Genomic DNA, 17,518 nt, shown 5'->3' on the forward strand with positions numbered 1-17,518 from the left:
TTCCACTCCGATCAACTGGAGAATTTTATTATTTTAAGCTTTGTCTATAGACTGAGAGCCTAACCATTTAGGCTCTTTTTCTATTCCCGGGAAATATGGTAGTATGAGGTCAATATTTGTTAGCAAATTAGTTATAGCTTGGGTAAAAAGGGTATAGAATAGAATGGTCCTAAAATCCAAAAGACATTCGAACTATATAGCAGAATAACTATTTTTGTAGCAAGAGACGATGTTACTAGATCATTTTAATTACGAAAATAATGTGAAATGATTGGTGGAGGGTAAAATGACACAGGAAAACAAATTCATTAGCAAGACGTATTTTGAAACATTTATGCTGGATGTAGAGACGAAGCATCCCGTGCAAGTGCTTGGAGAAGCATTCATGGCAGAGCAGAACAACGAGGTGTCAGATCTCTCGTTTATTCGGTATGCCCAAGGAGAAGTCTATTTTCATAGCAAAGATTACGAGAGTGCCATTTACAAATGGGAAAATGTTCACAATGAACTAGAACCATGGGCGAAGAAAAATATTGCAGATGCTTACTACGACCTTGGCATGCTAGTAGAGGCGGAAGATATTTACGCTAAAATTAATACAGATAATAAAACACTTAAGATAGAAGTGGCCCTTCAGCTATTCACGTTATACATTCAGCGCGAAAAACTGGAGAATGCCTATAAAAATATTAAAAAAGCAATTGCAATCGATCCAGATTATCCGCATGTTACACAAACGGCCCGAACTTTCTATGAAGAGCAAGAAGACAGTCAGCATGCAGTGGAGTTGGCTGTAAATGAGGCAATGAGAACCGGTTCAGAAGCTTGGTACGATTGCTTGAAAAATTATATAGAAGCTGGTTATACAAGAGATTTCACTCCAGATTATTTTCAAGAGGTCCTGTTAAGATTGCTTGAGATTAATCAACGAAAATTTGAAGAAATCACTGCAGCGTTATGGAACAGTTATGAAAATCATCCAATGTATTTAGAGTGGGTGAAGACGGCAAACCATTTATTCATGGCTTTAGACAGAGATTCGGAGGCCTCTTGGACAAAAGTAGAGGAACTGCATCAACGAACCTATTTATCTCTTATCGAGGGAGAATACTTAATTAAAGAACTGCAAGGAATTGTACCGGATCTACTTGGAAACTGGTTGAAGGTATCCAACCGATCTAAATCCCTGTTTGCTTCTGCAGCAGTAATGTCCTGGAATGAAGTGTTCCCAACAGCATTACCTGCACATGTATTAGCGGATGCCGAAAACAGAATTTTCCATTACGAGCATGATAGCATCCAGTTGAATTATACGGTCGAGTTGTTCAAGACACTAATCAATTGGGCGAAGGATAACCACCTTGAACTGGCACATCAAAAGAAATGGCTATTCTCTCACCTTAGCAATTTAAACAGAAAGAATTTAGTTGTGACAGGTACCGTTCAAAATGGGAAGACTTCCTTCATCAATTCGCTTATTGGCGAGAAGCTACTTGGAGATGAAACGGTCCCGGTATTTGTTTCATCCAACGGAGATATTGCGGAAATGAATGAGATTTCCACTGCGGGCACTTCTGCTCTAGGAGACATCAGTGAGCACCGAGCAGGGTCCTTGATCGATCTTAAATGGCCATCTCAGTTCCTAGAAGATGAGGAGTACTCCTTGATTAGCACACCGGAATTCAGTGTGGATGAGATTGAAAACAACGAAACGATGAAATATATCCCGTTATCAGACGGACTATTATATATTCTAGACGCGCAAACACCTTTTACAGAAGATGAACTGAAAGTATTGGTGAAAATTAAAGAACGTGCGCCGGAAGTTCCGGTACACTTTGTCATCAACAAAATGGATACTGCCTTCCACGAAGCAGAAGCAGCGCAGATTGTGGAAGAAGCAAAACACCGCATCAACGAGTTTTTCCCGGATGCGAGAGTATTCCCATACTCTTCCCTTCGTTCTGCAAACAAGCAGCACCAAGGGTTGGCAACATTCATGGAAGCCAATTTCAAACTGCGTGCAAAAGCAGTGGAAGAACGCCGCGCAACCAAGCTGTTACAACTGATTCGTTCTACCTTAACAGAATTGCTGGACAGCCGCATTGCGATGGAAGATAACCTGACCAACACAGTGGAGTTCAATGAAGATATTCTAAGCAGACTAAGTGGATTCATCAACCACTTGCATGATGCGGAATCAGAAAAGATTCGCAGTATCACGGAAAATTACCGTGCAGTGACGATTGAAATGAAACGAGAAGCAACGAAAACCATCCCTCGTTTGTTGAGAGAATGCTCTAGCTATGTAAAGGAAGACAGCAACTTTAAAACATTGCATCTCGAGTTGAATGAGCGCATGAATGAGACAATCCGTACCTATATGCATTCCGACCTGCTGCCTCGTTTGCGTCAAGAGCTTCAATTGTGGCTTGATACATCTAACCGTGAACTGATTGACAGCCAAGAGTACTTGCATGAAATGAGTGGCACCTTTAATGGTCTCTATAAAGAAGAGAAGATGCACTTGAACTGCGATTTCAAGGTCATGGAAGACTGGCGTCGTGACATCAACAGAATTCTAAGCAGAGTGGAAGTGGAAAAGGAAAACATCCTAAACCGCCCGAACACCACTCAATACTTGCTAAAAGGTGCAGGCCGCCTGTTTGGATCCTTGCAGCAAAGCAATCAACTGCTGTTCACTCAATATAAAAAGTATATTGAAAACGAACGCTTCACAGACGTGGCACAGTCGGTCGTGGATAAGTTCTTCCTAGAATTCGACCTGTTTGAAAAGGCGCTTAAAGCCGACATCAACATGTTCTACGAAGCACCATTCACAGAACTCAACAAAACCGTGGAAGACACAGAACATGCCATCCACAACGCCAACAAAAAACTAGAACAAATGAAAGCAAGCCCAGAACGCTACTACGACCCACTGAAACTATTCGAAGCACGCCTGCTCCAATACGAATTCATGGTCAAAGCATGCGAAGAAAACGAAATGATCTCCACGCACTAAAACAACAAAGATTAATGGAGATCAACTTTAAAGCTTGGTTACAGCAACTAAAATTCGTTAGTAAATAAAAAAAGGTAACGCAAGGGGTCTGGCACCTAAAACAATAAACTAAAGCACCACAGCCAAACAATGCAGGTGCCTGACCCCACCCGCTCTTACCAAAATTGCAAGCTAACCCATTCAACTAACCAAGCCCCGACGTGAGTGGAACTATATAAAAAACATGAAAAAGCAGGTCTAATTCGCATAATTAGACCTGCTTTTTGTCGTTAATGGCTTGAGGTCCTAATAGTCGCGCGTATGAAGACCCCAGTGACGAAGACTCACCCCCGCTGATATGAAAATCTCACTGACAAGGGTTATAATTTGAAACATTTCTTCTTGATAATATTGCACAAAAAAACTTCCCTATTGGCATTAATCAACCAATAGGGAAGTATCCAATCTCGATTATTTTTTAGATGTACTAGTTTTATCCGTAAACTTTAACAAATCAATCAGTACAGTAGAAAAAGTAGATAATCTCTCTTCTAACCTACCAGGATATTCCTGTTGAATGAACTCCAGAGTGTCATTATCAGTATGCCAAATACCGCCATGCTCCTCAGTCTGCTCATATCCATCCAGTTCCCCAATCTCCCAGTTTGTTGATTCAAAATAAGCATATGGAATTCCTACTTCTTTAAAAGGTGCATGGTCACTCCAATCACCAGTTGTACCAGTAGGGTAATCAGGGTTTAATCCTTGGTTGATGCGAAGATCTAACTTTTTCTTATCAGCAATCGCAAGGGCTTGATTACGCAAAAACCCTTCCTCCCCAAGACTACCATGAACATACATATAATCCCCGACTGCCAAGCTGTCCAAATTTATCATTCCGACTGTATTTTCAATATCTTCTGTACTCATTTGACTCACAAAGTACTTGGACCCTTGCAGCCCAACTTCCTCTGCTCCAAATGCCACAAACACGATACTATATGGCGTTGGAATATTCTTCAGTACTTCAGCCGCCTCAAGCATTACCGCGACACCAGAAGCGTTATCATCTGAACCTTTTCCTGCCGCCACTGAGTCATAGTGAGCACCAACCACTAAAACTTTCTCGCTTTTTCCCGGTTTAAATGCCACCACATTGGCAGAATCGTACGAATACCCTCTGCGTGCATAAGAAAAATCCTGAACATTCGTTTCATACCCTATCTTTTCGAATTGACCTTTAATATACTCCTTTGCCTCAGCTTCTTCCTCTGAAGCAGCTACACGTGCTCCGATCTCTTCAGACAAGTATTGTGTATGCTTGTAGGAAAGTGATCCAGTCTTATGTACCAAAGAAGCTCCATTGGCAGCTGAAACCGCAGACACTGCCACCATCCATATCATTGTTGTTATTAAAAATATCTTCTTCATATTAATGCCTCCGTACTTATAATTATTAATTACAATGAATAATTATAAGTTTAAAGATTCATAGTTTCAACAATTAATTAATCTAAATGAGCAAAATAGTCCTTAGTATCTATTTCGCCTCTATTTTACCCAAATTCGGCTTTTCTCCTCATTTGCGTTATAATACAACCACACTAAAAACCCAAAAAGATTGGATGAAAGCATGCGACAGCAACTAACACTTAAAGTGAAAAATAAATTCGCCAAACCATATAAAAATGGCTACCCGCTTATTTCGAAGCAATCCCTCATCAACGGTAATGACCTAAAAGAAGAGGGCACACTCGTAAAACTGGTAGACGAACAGAACAACTTTCTCGGCAAAGGCTACTACGGTAACCAAAACAAAGGATACGGTTGGATTGTCAGTAAAGATCTTAACGAAGAAATGGACATCCCTTTCTTCAAGCGTGCCCTTCAAAAAGCAATGAACAAACGTTCCGCCCTTATGAAATCTGAAGACACCACTGCTTTCCGCCTTTTTAATGGAGAAGGCGACGGAATTGGCGGCTTTACAATTGAGTACTTTGACGGCTACCTAGTGATCAACTGGTACAGCAAAGGTATCTACTCCTTCAGCGAGGAAATTTTGGAAGCCATTGAAGGCGTCATCGAGTACAAAGGAATTTACGAAAAGAAACGCTTCAACACAGACGGACAATATGTAGAAGACGATGATTTTGTAAAAGGGGAACGCGCACCTGCACCCCTTATTATTAAAGAAAACGGCGTCAATTTTGCCGTGCATTTAAACGATGGCGCGATGGTCGGTGTATTCCTAGACCAGCGTGAAGTAAGAAAAACCATCCGCGATAAATACGCCAGTGGGAAAACTGTTCTTAACACATTTTCCTATACAGGAGCATTTTCTGTATATGCGGCGTTAGGCGGTGCGATCAAAACGACAAGCGTAGACTTGGCCAAACGCAGCCTGCCAAAAACAACCGAACAATTTAACGTAAATAATATAGACGAAAAAACCCAATCCATTCTTGTAGAAGAGGTATTCCACTACTTCAAATATGCAAAAAAGAAAAACCTGAAATTCGATGTCGTCATCATGGATCCACCAAGCTTTGCGCGGTCTAAAAAGGTGACATTTCGAGCAGAGAAAGACTATACAAGCTTAGTATCTGATGCCATTGCCATTACCGAAAAGAACGGCCTGATTGTCGCTTCCACCAACGCCGCTACATTCGGCATGGACAAGTTCAAAGGCTTTATCGACCAAGCTTTTAAAGAAAACAAAGTGAAATACAAAATAGTAGAAGAGTTCTCCTTGCCAAGCGACTTTGCGACCATCAAGGAGTTTAAGGAAGGAAACTATTTGAAGGTATTGTTTATAAAAAGAATAGGGTAAAGAAAAGGAGTCAGCACCTTAGCTGGCTCCTTTCATCTTTGTACTGGATTCCTCTAGGAAAATCTCTTCAAGTGAAGGTTCTTCCACATTTATTCTATAAACATCGACATGTTCTTTCGTAAATGCCCTAACAATAGCCGCAATCTTCTCTTCTGAATCTACCGTAAACGACGTATATTGCTCTGCTGCAGAAATTTGTGTGGCAAAGCGCTTCAAGGTCTGGCCAACACTATTCGGGTTCTTTAAAGCAGAATGTTTTATTCTCACCTCGATGGAAGAAGTATAATGTGCACGCAACTCTTCCAATGTACCTTCATTAATGATTGCACCATCCTTCATAATCGCAATCCGCGTACAAATCTTCTCCACTTCATTCAAGTTATGAGAGGTCATGAAAATCGTTTTTCCTTCTGCTTGTAGATCCCGTATCAGCTGCTGAATGCTCAACCCTGACTCTGCATCAATACCGGATGTCGGTTCATCCAAGAAAATTAGTTCCGGATTATGAGCGATTGCCTGCGCAATCCCCAATTTCTTTTTCATCCCAAACGAAAATTTCCCAACCTTCTTTTTGGCATGCTCCAACAAACCAACCCGATCCAAGACAGCATTTGCCTCCGTGGTAGATAATTTACAATCATTTATTTTCCCGAAAAACTTAATATGGTCAATAGCAGACATGCTATCGTAAAACTGAGAATAATCAGGAAGGACTCCAATTCGGTTCTGAACCTTCTGAAGGTCAGACTCCCCCAACAACTTAAACGTACCGGAAGAGGGAAGGATGATCCCGGTAATCATATTGATAAAAGTCGATTTCCCGGCCCCGTTCCGACCGAGAAACCCATATATTTCTCCTTTTGCAACGGTAAGGTCCACCTTGTTTACAACCGTTTTTCCTCCAAAAGCCTTCGTTAAACCACCAGCCTCGATCACACTCATCAAAAGTCCCTCCTTTTAAACAACCAATAAGCAAGTAATAGCAATAAGAACGCATAGAGTCCATTTATCAAAATGTAATAGTCTGCTAGAGAAGAATAGTAATACGGGGTGAGGAATTTAAACCACGTAATATACACCTTCCCCGAAAATATCGCCCAAAAGCTTAAAGCTGGAAACACTAAAGCAAAAGTAATCCCGACAAACATTGTAACGCCGGGCTTTGGTATCACAACGGAAAACACCAGGTTTAATGCCAACGCTACAGAAAGAAAGAGCATAGTATCTACTAAACCGAGCCACAAAAAGTCATTTGACTTAATGGTGATTAATAGAAAACAGATAATCATACAGAAAAGCCAAAAGAACCATACGCCTAAATATTTTCCCATTAATACATTCAATCTAGAAGTCTTCGTCACTAGAAACCGCATCGTTCGCTCGCTGACTTCCCGGTTTATGATGTCGTGAGAAAGACCGGTAATAAAGAAAAAACCAAGCACAAAGATTAAAATAATAATCCCCGTGGCATATCCGTCCGTCCCCAGCTCTGCCGCCTCTTCTGGGAAACTTGCCATCAGATTACTCATCAAATCAGCGGTTAGATACGTAACACCAAAAATAATCGCAATCACCACAATTGATTTGAAACTCTTAAAATGACCTTTAAATTCATTTATACAAATTGCCCACATTTCATCTCGCTCCCTTCATAGTTTAGTATAATAATGGTAGTTTATTAGAAAATTAAGGGAACCTTAACATTACCTTAAAAAAGGAGTTCACAAATGGAACACGCAAGGATATTAATGGTCGATGACGAACAATCCATAATAGATATGATGAAATTAGTGTTAATAAAAGAGGGATTTCAACAGGTAGATACATGCAGTACGGGTGAAATGGCCTTAAATAAATTGAAGCAACAGTCTTATGACCTGATTTTGCTCGACATCATGCTTCCTGATATGACAGGTTATGAGATTTGCCAGGCAATCAGGAAAACGACAGAGGCACCAATCTTTTTCCTCTCAGCCAAAACCTCAGACCTTGATAAATTGACCGGCTTTGCACACGGTGGAGATGATTATATAACCAAGCCGTTCAATCCGTTGGAAGTAGTGGCCAGAATAAAAGTGCAATTAAATCGATATTTAAAAAGCGCTCCAATCAAAGAGGAAGATGTCCTCGAATTTGGCAGATTCAAATTGAACCTCCAATCAGCAGAACTTACCGTGCTTGGGGAGAGCGTCGTATTAAGCGGACAGCTTTATCACTTGCTAGTGTTCTTCTGTAAAAATCCAAATAGAATCTTTACGAAAGAACAGCTTTATTACCACGTATGGGGAGATCATATCCTGGTTGATGAGAACACCGTCATGGTTCATATCCGCAAGCTCAGAGAAAAAATAGAAGAAAACCCAAGCAAACCCGAATATATTAAAACGATTAGAGGAATCGGGTATAAACTAGTACCTGCTACAGGTAATTAGAGATGAATGTTAGTAAAAAACTTGCTTTTCATTTTGTTAAACAACTGTTTGTCCTCTTGATAGTCATTATTATCGCTTTGACCTCTGCATTATTTTTTTTCGCCTCCCACTTAACAGAGTCGGAAATGAAAGCAAGTTTTACAAGGACGGACCCATATTTCCTCGAGCTTGAAATGGATGTGAAGTCAGAAGAGGATATTCAAATTAGTGAGGCCGTTAAAACAGCAGTCCGCCAAAATGACGGCTGGCTCCAACTGATCAATAAAGATGGAGTGGTATTGAAAGAGATAAATGCTCCTGAAGACTTAAAGGATGCCTACACCTTTCAAGAGCTTGCAGATTTTGAAGTACCCGGTTATCGGATTTCACACTGGAGGGTATTCAAGGATGACAGTGACCTTGCCGTATTGTACGGGGAGAAGAACCTGAGCGAAGGAATACTTACTGAGCTGCAAAAACTAGGCGAGTTATCAGCTATTACAGAGGAAAGTAGAAAGTTCCTTGAGGACCAAGAGGCATGGATACAAGTATATGATTCCAACGGGGAGAAAATCGAGCATTGGAATGCCCCGGAAGATCTTACACTTACAGCCAGGGACTTCCTTTCCATTAAGGAAAGCCCGTGGAACTACGCATATGATATATCCACCTTAACAGAAGGGGACAAGGTCTATGTTGTTGGAATGGAAAATGCCTATTATGCGCCGGATCACGTACTGGACGGTTTGGTAGGAGCCTCTTTGGTTAAAAGTTTCCTACTTGTCCTTGTAGTGCTTCTTGTGATCATCATCGCGCTCTCCATCTGGTACGGCAGGACGTTTGGGGTGCCTTTGCTTTACATGATGAACTGGATTAAAAGAATGTCTAAGGGTGACTTATCTGTACCAAGGAACAAAAAGGGTAAAATCCCATTCCGGAAAAAGAACGGCAAGCTTCACAAACGCTTCCGGATTTTTCGCGACATCCTTTTTTCCATACGAAAGCTTGCCAACACGCTGGAAAAGAACAAGCAATACCAAAAACGAGTTGATCAGACAAGGGAAGAGTGGATTACCGGCTTAAGCCATGACCTTAAAACGCCCTTAAGCTCCATCTATGGCTACGCAAAAATACTGGAAACAGGGTCATATAAATGGACAGACGAAGAGATTCAGTCGATGGGAAGCACCATGACAGAAAAAGCTTCCTATATGAGTGATTTGATTGAGGATTTGAATCTTACTTACCGTTTGAAAAATAATGCACTACCTATTGAAAAAAGCATACAAAACATTGTTCCACTTATGAAGGACGTCATCAAGTCGCTGAACAATACAGACTCGACCATCCTCATGGAAAACGTGGAACCGGAAATGCAGGTGGCGGTTGATGCTAAATGGTTCACCCGCATTCTCACCAATCTGCTTGCCAATGCACAAAAGCACAACCCTAAAGGAACAGACATTACGCTGAGTGTCTCTACAAATCCTGACCATACTTTCATCACAATAAAGGATAACGGAGTGGGGATGGATGAAGAAACCCAAAGTAAACTGTTTGACCGTTACTACAGAGGCGGCAGCACAACCGATAAATTAAACGGAACAGGCTTGGGTATGGCCATCGCTCATCAGCTGGTCTTGGCACACGGAGGAAATGTCTTTGTAGAAAGTGAAAAAGGAAAAGGGACGACCATCACCATAACATTGCCTAACGGATTGAGAGAACGTACTTCTTAAAAATAAGGGGTCTGCCTGTATAAGCTGGCAGACCCTCTGTTATTATTCAGCTGCCATCCCTCAACATATATTGATACGACTTGGATTCCTCCACCATGCCCATTTCCAGATAGAGCTTCGACAACCATTTTATCGACCGTGTATTGGAAGGATCTAGCTCCAGCTCCCAGTTAAAGCACTCCACCGCTTCTGACAGCTGTTTAAACTCATAATATAGTTCGCCGAGTGCATACATCTGGTCCGGGTCGTCCTTGAGGGCAGCCATCTTCTTTACCTTCATCAGGATTGGGATGCCTGGATATCTTGAGTTATAAGGAGAGATCCACTGCTCCGTATAATCCAGCCCCTTTAACTGAAGCAAATTTGGGACAAAGGATTGAAAGAGTGTCTGAACTTGTTTGGGTGAAATGTCTTCATCAAAATGGAAGGTGAGGTCGCTGAGCCAACCGGAATTCTCCACCCAGTTTATATGCAGCAATGCCTCATGCACGTATGGTAGGTCTTTTTCAGTGATAAGGGCTTTGTTTTTTGTAAGAAGAATCAAAAGATCTTCATATCGGTTGGATCTTTTCAATAAACCGAGCAAATCTTGGTACAGCCCTTCATGATGAGTGGCGCGCTTCCTTAAGATATAGCTGAGAAGATTCACTTTATCATCGTTTGTGAAATCAACAGGTAAGTTGGCTATCATTTGTTCATAGTAGGTGTGGGCCTTGTTTGAGTTGGTGACAAGTAAGTGTGTATATAGGCAGAGTTCTTCCATTTTCCTGCCTTCTTTTTGCAGCAGCTGCAGCAGGAGGGCGATCGAACCGTCTTTTTCTAGATGCTGGTAGCAGTATTTCTCTACATATAGCGAATCCTTGGAAACCAAGGAGGATGGATGGGACGTATAGAGTGATTGATAGGACTGATATTGAAGACTTTTGGACATTTCCTGTGCCCATTTGTTTGCTGGGTAAATGTCGGTTATTAGTCGCAGAAGTTGGTAGGTGTTCAGGAGTTGACCTTCCCTGCGGTATTGCAGCGCAAACTCTTTCATCACTTTGGTGATTTTTTCTTTTTTCATATAGTTATCGAAGATGGTAAGAATGTTGGAAGCTTCAAGCGGCGAGTATCTTTTCTGTATTTTTTCCCACAGCGGAGTCAGACCGGGAAATGTATGGATTCGGTTATGGTTGAGTAGATGGGCTAATAGCGGATGTTCTGGTGAGAAGCGGATACCTTTTTGAAGAATGGTGCTTAGCTGAGATTTACGTTTGATTTTTGATGTGGATTTTCCGGTGAGGTAAGATGCTTTATAGAAAAATAAATAATAACATTCTGTGTGCTCTTGGTTATAAGCTTCTATGACTTGAAATGCCTGATACATGTAAAGGTCAGTAGGTGTGAGGTGTAAGTGCTTTTTTTCATGCTGCATTTTTATGCTGTTCGATTTGTTTGTCATATGATTCCCTCCTAATTGGTCGTACGCCTTTATGAGAGATTGCTTATATAGAGTGTAACACGAAAAGGAAAAAAAGAAAAAACGAAGAAGCGGACGACCAATGGCCATCCGCTTCTCTATATTTTAAGGGGGGGGGGAGTCAAACTTTGTTCAGTTCTTATAACATGCTGCTTGCTGTTTTATCTTTTACAACTAGAATTACTTTACCTTGATCAAGTTTTTCCTCTAATTGTTCCGCTTCTGGAGCTGTAAAACCTAACTCCTCGAATTGAGCGCGAAGCTCATCGCCTTTTTTGCGGAAAATATTTTTTACATAAGTATCCATACCAACTTCACCGGCGCCAACAGTATTAGCATCAGCGTTATCAGCTACACGTTTCGTACGGTCATCATCATGAGTAATGACATAAATATCATCCTCGTGAACACCTCTTGTTTTTAGCTCTTGTACTGCTCCTACTACTTGTTCATCATTTTGAAACTCTTTATAAGTGGGTTTCATTTTTTATCGCCTCCTTGGTTATGTAATAAAAATACCCGGCTGACTGAAAATGAAACATGCTCTTTAAAATTTTTATTTTGTCTACATAACTTGTTTGATAATACGCAGAAAAATTCAAATACTAGTAAGCATCTGATGAAAGAATGGGGAGTTTTCTGTGGTTTATGACTGCATTATTATAGGGGGAGGCATTGCAGGTCTTCAGGCAGCCATCCAGCTTGGACGGTACCAACATAAAGTGCTTGTGTTGGATGAAGGAAAAGGGCGTTCGAGTATATGTCATTGCTATCACAACCTTCTAGGGTGGCCGGATGGGGTTAGCGGGATGAAACTTCGGAGCCTTGGGAAGGATCATGCGCTGAGATTGGGTGTGGAGTTTGAGGAAGAGCGTGTGGAAACGGTACGTGGGTTGGAGGGGCAATTTTGTGTAATTACTGCTAACTCTCATGAATTTTTTAGTAAGAAGCTTTTGCTGGCTACAGGTATCAAGGATAATATTCCGCCTTTTGAAGGTCTGTTGCCGTGTCTTGGAAAAAGTATATTTGTTTGTCCGGATTGTGATGGGTATGAAATTTTAGATAAGTCAGCCCTAGTGATCGGCTCAGGTAATGCAGGTGCTTCTATGGCGCTGACCCTGACCTATTGGACAGATGCGCTCACCCTTATCAATCATGGAAAAGGGAAAATTGATGCTGATTTAAAGGGAAAATTAGTTGCTAAGGGGATCAATCTTGTTTCTGATGAGCTTTCGAAAATTCTTGTGGATGGTTCGGAGCTTAAAGGGGTAACGCTTGCGAATGGCGAACGGATTAATTGTGGTTATGCATTTTTAGCACTCGGTGGCAATAAACCAAATGCGGAACTTGCTCTCCAATTGGGAGTGGAAGTGGAAGATAATAAACATATCCTTGTAGATCCCCGAACAAAAATGACCTCTGTAGAAAATGTTTGGGCTGCGGGTGACATTACGGTCCATTCGGAACAAGCAGCCATTGCCATGGGGGACGGCATACAAGCGGCCATCTGGATTCATAAAAGCTTGCTGGAAAGTTGACTTGGAGCTTGACAGTTATTTGTCCAAGTGCGTAACATAAATGTAAGGGTTTACATAAACGTGTGAATGGAAGATAGAAGATATTAGTTGCTAGCGGCATTCCATTTATCCGGTATTTGGAGGAGAAGAAATGGAAGAGAGAAAAGTGACAGATTATGAAAAGTATATTCGTACGGAAGAACTGTTGGGCTTACAAAAGGGGGATGGGGAACTCTCTTGTGATGACGAACTGACATTCCAGATGATTCATCAAATCGCTGAGCTGCATTTCAAGCTCATCATTCAGTACATTCACTTAGCGGATGCCAATATGAAGCATGGGGAAGTGTTGGGGGCTACACAACAACTTCAAAGAGTGAACATGCACCTGAAGCATTTGCCGCCAGTGTTTGACATGGTAAAAGTGATTACTCCAAGAGACTACCATACTATCAGACTAGCACTTGGACGTGGAAGCGGCCAGGACTCACCGGGATTCAATGAAATTTTAAGACTTGGACCGACACTGTGGGGGCCGTTTGAACAGCTGCTGAATGACAAACAACTGACACCGTTCATGCTGCACAAGGCTGCCGGTGACAACTATGAGCTTTACTTGCTGATGCAAGAATTGATTGCGTTTGATGAAAACTTCCAGACGTTCCGTAAGCATCATATTCAATTGGTGCGAAGAATGATTGGCTTGAATACGAAGAGTTTAAAAGGAATACCTGCTCAGGCTTTGGAAAGAGGAGCAAAGTTTGAGTTTTATCCGAAGCTTTGGGAAGCAGTTTGTGAATTGACGGACTGGACGGGTTCGAGTTACGATCCGAAGCCGTTGTAATAAGGGATTTTGGGGCTGTTCTGGAGGGCATGTGTTGTTGCTGCCTTTTGGGGCGGTCTTTTTTTGGTTGGTGTGGGGAGTGAGGGTCTGGGGTAGACGGAGGCGCGTTGTAAATGCCCGGAGAGAGTGTGGAAACAGAGGAAAGGTCGTATAGGAGCGCTCTAAATGCCCGAAGCGTGCGTGGAAATAGTGTAAAGGTCGTATAGGAGCGTTCTAAATGCCTGAAGCGAGTATTGAAACAGAGGAAAGGGCAAATAGAGGGCATCTCAAGTCCCGAAGCGCCCAGGCAAACGGCAAAACGGTAACAGAGAAGCCATCTCAAGTCCCGAAGCGCCCAGGCAAACGGCAAAACGGTAACAGAGAAGCCGCCTCAACGCCCGAAGCGCCCAGGCAAACGGCAAAACGGTAACAGAGAAGCCGCCTCAACGCCCGAAGCGCCGCCGCAAACAGCAAAACGGTAACAGAGGAGAAGCCGCCACCACCCCCTAACTCCCTCAAAACAACAAAAAGCAGCACGGGGCTCATCCCCCATGCTGCTCGAAGTAACATCTCTTACTGTTTCTGCTCCGCCCACTCTTCCACATTCCAAACCTTCGTCACCCAGTCCTCATAGAAGCTAGGTTCGTGGCAAACAAGAAGAATAGTACCCTTATAGGCTTTAATAGCACGCTTCAATTCCTCTTTCGCTACTACATCCAAGTGGTTTGTCGGCTCGTCAAATAGCAGCCAGTTACTCTCATGCATCATTAACTTACATAAACGCACCTTGGCTTGCTCTCCACCGCTCAACTGACTCAACGGACGGGAGATATGCTCGTTCTTCAACCCGCAGCGCGCCAAGATTGCACGAACTTGGTGCTGATCAAGGGAAGGAAACTCGTTCCAGACATCATCAATCGGCGTGATATCCTTCGCTTTAACCTCTTGTTCAAAATAAGAAGGGAACAAGAAGTCACCGCGAATTACAGAACCGCCAAGAGGATCTATTTTACCCAGGATTGTTTTCAATAAGGTCGACTTCCCGACACCGTTGCATCCGACAATCGCAATCTTATCTCCTCGCTCGATTTCCATCGTAAGCTTTGGTAATAATGGCTCAGCGTACCCAATCTCAAGATCTTTCGCTTCCACCACATAACGGCTGCTTGCGCGGGACTCTTTAAATTCAAAAGTCGGCTTAGCTGCTGTTTCTGGGCGGTCAATTCGATCCATGCGGTCCAGTTGCTTTTGACGGCTTTTCGCTCGGCCAGTTGTGGAGTAACGCGCTTTATTTTTCGCAATAAAATCTTCTTGCTTCTTAATGAATTCTTTTTGCTTCTCATAAGCGTTAATATGTTGATTTTTGTTAATTTCCGCAAGCTCTAAGAATTTTTCATAAGACGCTGTGTAGCGAGTCAGCTTGGAGAATTCCAGATGGAAAATAACATCCACCACACCGTTCATGAACTCGGTATCATGCGAGATCAATAGGAATGCATGCGGGTACTCTTTCAAATACGAGCTTAACCAACGGATATGCTCCACATCCAGGTAGTTCGTCGGCTCATCCAGTAACAACACTTGCGGCTGCTCAAGCAACAGTTTCGCCAAAAGAACCTTTGTACGCTGTCCACCACTTAGTGCAGCAACGTCTCGTTCAAGGCCGATTGCGTCCAAACCAAGACCGCGCGCAGCTTCCTCGACCTTTATATCCAAGTTGTAAAATCCGCCGGCATCCAGATGGTCTTGGATTTCGCCCATTTGTTCCAACAGCTCTTCCAATTCTTCTGGAGTAGCCGTTCCCATTTTATCGGTAATGGCATTCAGTTCTTTTTCTTTTTCATATAAGGGCAAGAATGCATCGCGCAGGATGTCTCTGATCGTTCTTCCAGGCGTCAGCACTGTATGCTGGTCCAAGTATCCGTAATGCACACCTGGTGTCCACTCAACGCGCCCTGTGTCGTACACGATCTCCCCAGTAATAATATTCATTAACGTCGATTTACCGACTCCATTTGCCCCTACAAGGCCAACATGCTCGCCTGCCAATAGGCGAAGGGAAACATCTTTAAATAACGTGCGGTCGCCAAAGCTATGGCTTAAACCATCTATGCTCAATAAACTCATGTTTGTATCCATCCTATCTAAAAAAATATCTACTTTTCATCATACTAAAATTTTCTAGGAATGGCTATGTGGGAAATGAAAGAAGTTTCTTCCTCCTTGCCTAGAATATCTATACTAAATTCTACCAATCTACTATAAAATAAAAAGTAGATAAAAAGGAATGGTGGGGGAACCTGATGAAGAGACGGGCACCGTGGATTGTTTTAGTAGTTTTGTTAATGATTATAGGGAGCGGATTTATACCGACTGGGTATGATGTATTATTTGCAGGGAACCCGTTTAATCTGGACGAATTTGTTCAGTATGAGGGGGGCTCTGAACTTGACGGTGATTTGGGGATGACCTATGTGGCCAGCCTTCAAAACAGTAAATGGCCAATAATGATACTTACGCATTTTTCCAAGAAGGGGGTAGAGATTGTCCCATCCGTCACTGGGCAACAAGACTTGGGATTTGAGGAGCTTGACTACCAAAATAAAATAATGATGGAGCAATCAAAAATCAAGGCGGAATACATAGCACGCGGTCTATTAGGAGAAGAACCCAAGCTTGAGCTGCAAGGATTCTATCCCGTGTATTATTTTCCAGATTGGAAAAACAAAGATGCGGTGAAAGTAACAGACATTCTGGTAGGCATTGACGGAGAAAAGCTGGAATCATATGAACAATTAGATCAACTAATTGTAGAAAAAGAACCGGGAGAAATGCTCACGTTGTCGTTGGTACGAGAAGGTAAGGAAATAGAGGTCGATGTTACGACATATCCGTACAAGGATTACTACGGGAACACCTTGCTTGGAGTATTTTTCGAGGAAGTATTTGAGACATCAAAGGACGAAAACATTGAGTGGCAGAACATAGAGAACTTGGGAGGGCCAAGTGCCGGGCTCATGATTACGCTCACTCTTCTAGATAAAATGATGGAAGAATCTCTGCTCAAAGGAAATGCGGTAGCAGGTACGGGAACCATCACGATTGACGGGGAGGTGGGTCCAATCGGAGGCGTGAAACAAAAGGTGATTGGAGCTGCTAATGCAGGCTTTGATTACTTCATCGTTCCATTGGATGGCGAGTGGGACAAAAATGAATCCATTGCGAGAAAGACCATAAGCGAAGAAGGTTTAGATATTGAACTTATACCGGTAGGGACGATAGAGGACGCTGTGGATGCGTTGGAGAAGCTTCCGGAGAAGAAGGGAAGAGAATAGAGGGAGATACATGCTTATCGTTCAAATTGGAGTGATTTTATGGATTGCATTATTAGGCTGTATATATGCAAGAAGAGAATACAAAAACCTTACAAAAGAGGGAAAAGAGCAGTTGAAAAAGGAACTGAAAAATCCTATTTTGGTCTTCCACATACTACCTAACATCGGATATATCTTCTTTTTTATAGGGTTGGTACTTAATATCAGCACATTAAAATATATCGCCTTTTTGTTAATGGGTTTAGGGTGGATAATTGATGGAGCTGAGATATGGGAAGCGGATAGTAAAAGGGGTCTAATTGTTGTATTACTCGGTTCAATAACACTTTTAATCACAACATTTTTAGCCTTAAAATTCCTTTTTGAGTTTCCTCTTTTTTAGCTTAGTCTTCTCTTT

At 42.2% G+C, this 17,518-nt stretch carries 14 protein-coding genes; 8 read left to right on the forward strand and 6 right to left on the reverse strand.

Annotation, left to right across the window (positions count from 1 at the left end; genetic code table 11):
* The first annotated feature begins 286 nt into the window (after nt 1–286).
* The gene (locus tag LC091_RS09510) at nt 287–3,025 is read left to right on the forward strand and encodes a GTP-binding protein (RefSeq protein WP_226681791.1); all 2,739 of its coding nucleotides are present in this window, start codon (nt 287–289) and stop codon (nt 3,023–3,025) included.
* A 450-nt stretch (nt 3,026–3,475) separates the two neighbouring features.
* Here LC091_RS09510 and LC091_RS09515 read toward each other — a convergent pair whose 3' ends face one another.
* Nucleotides 3,476–4,435, reverse strand: coding sequence for a M20/M25/M40 family metallo-hydrolase (locus LC091_RS09515; protein ID WP_226681792.1), 960 nt, complete (start codon nt 4,433–4,435; stop codon nt 3,476–3,478).
* 202 nt (nt 4,436–4,637) lie between these two features.
* On the opposite strand from LC091_RS09515, the gene LC091_RS09520 reads away from it, so the two are divergent.
* Nucleotides 4,638–5,834, forward strand: a complete 1,197-nt coding sequence (locus LC091_RS09520) for a class I SAM-dependent rRNA methyltransferase (RefSeq protein ID WP_226681793.1) — start codon at nt 4,638–4,640, stop codon at nt 5,832–5,834.
* 18 nt (nt 5,835–5,852) lie between these two features.
* Here the strand turns inward: LC091_RS09520 and LC091_RS09525 are convergent, their stop codons facing one another.
* The gene (locus tag LC091_RS09525) at nt 5,853–6,776 is read right to left on the reverse strand and encodes an ABC transporter ATP-binding protein (protein ID WP_226681794.1); all 924 of its coding nucleotides are present in this window, start codon (nt 6,774–6,776) and stop codon (nt 5,853–5,855) included.
* The gene (locus LC091_RS09530; protein WP_226681795.1) at nt 6,776–7,468 is read right to left on the reverse strand and encodes an ABC transporter permease subunit; all 693 of its coding nucleotides are present in this window, start codon (nt 7,466–7,468) and stop codon (nt 6,776–6,778) included. Before LC091_RS09530 ends, LC091_RS09525 begins: the two co-directional genes overlap by 1 nt.
* A 93-nt stretch (nt 7,469–7,561) precedes the next feature.
* Here LC091_RS09530 and LC091_RS09535 point away from each other — a divergent pair, with 93 nt between their 5' ends.
* Nucleotides 7,562–8,266: a response regulator transcription factor gene (locus tag LC091_RS09535; RefSeq protein WP_226681796.1), complete on the forward strand. Its 705-nt coding sequence runs from the start codon at nt 7,562–7,564 to the stop codon at nt 8,264–8,266.
* 2 nt (nt 8,267–8,268) lie between these two features.
* A complete protein-coding gene (locus LC091_RS09540) occupies nt 8,269–9,984 on the forward strand; it encodes a sensor histidine kinase (RefSeq protein WP_226681797.1) in 1,716 nt (571 codons plus the stop codon).
* Between the two features lie 46 nt (nt 9,985–10,030).
* On the opposite strand, the gene LC091_RS09545 is transcribed toward LC091_RS09540, so the two are convergent.
* Nucleotides 10,031–11,428, reverse strand: a complete 1,398-nt coding sequence (locus LC091_RS09545; protein WP_226681798.1) for a hypothetical protein — start codon at nt 11,426–11,428, stop codon at nt 10,031–10,033.
* 157 nt (nt 11,429–11,585) lie between these two features.
* Nucleotides 11,586–11,930 carry a general stress protein gene (locus tag LC091_RS09550; protein WP_226681799.1) on the reverse strand — a complete coding sequence of 115 codons (345 nt, stop codon included), beginning with the start codon at nt 11,928–11,930 and terminating at the stop codon, nt 11,586–11,588.
* A 157-nt stretch (nt 11,931–12,087) separates the two neighbouring features.
* Here LC091_RS09550 and LC091_RS09555 point away from each other — a divergent pair, with 157 nt between their 5' ends.
* Both LC091_RS09555 and LC091_RS09560 read left to right on the forward strand, forming a co-directional pair.
* Complete coding sequence (locus LC091_RS09555) at nt 12,088–12,984, forward strand: NAD(P)/FAD-dependent oxidoreductase (RefSeq protein ID WP_226681800.1); 897 nt, start codon at nt 12,088–12,090, stop codon at nt 12,982–12,984.
* Between the two features lie 130 nt (nt 12,985–13,114).
* Nucleotides 13,115–13,807, forward strand: coding sequence for a tryptophan 2,3-dioxygenase family protein (locus LC091_RS09560; protein ID WP_226681801.1), 693 nt, complete (start codon nt 13,115–13,117; stop codon nt 13,805–13,807).
* A gap of 552 nt (nt 13,808–14,359) precedes the next feature.
* On the opposite strand, the gene LC091_RS09565 is transcribed toward LC091_RS09560, so the two are convergent.
* Nucleotides 14,360–15,913, reverse strand: a complete 1,554-nt coding sequence (locus LC091_RS09565) for an ABC-F family ATP-binding cassette domain-containing protein (RefSeq protein WP_226681802.1) — start codon at nt 15,911–15,913, stop codon at nt 14,360–14,362.
* A gap of 176 nt (nt 15,914–16,089) precedes the next feature.
* Here LC091_RS09565 and LC091_RS09570 point away from each other — a divergent pair, with 176 nt between their 5' ends.
* Nucleotides 16,090–17,121, forward strand: coding sequence for a S16 family serine protease (locus tag LC091_RS09570; protein ID WP_226681803.1), 1,032 nt, complete (start codon nt 16,090–16,092; stop codon nt 17,119–17,121).
* A 10-nt stretch (nt 17,122–17,131) separates the two neighbouring features.
* Complete coding sequence (locus LC091_RS09575; RefSeq protein WP_226681804.1) at nt 17,132–17,503, forward strand: hypothetical protein; 372 nt, start codon at nt 17,132–17,134, stop codon at nt 17,501–17,503.
* The last annotated feature ends 15 nt before the right edge of the window (nt 17,504–17,518 follow it).

It is taken from the genome of Sutcliffiella horikoshii, from assembly GCF_020524325.1.
GTDB lineage: Bacteria > Bacillota > Bacilli > Bacillales > Bacillaceae_I > Sutcliffiella_A > Sutcliffiella_A horikoshii_D.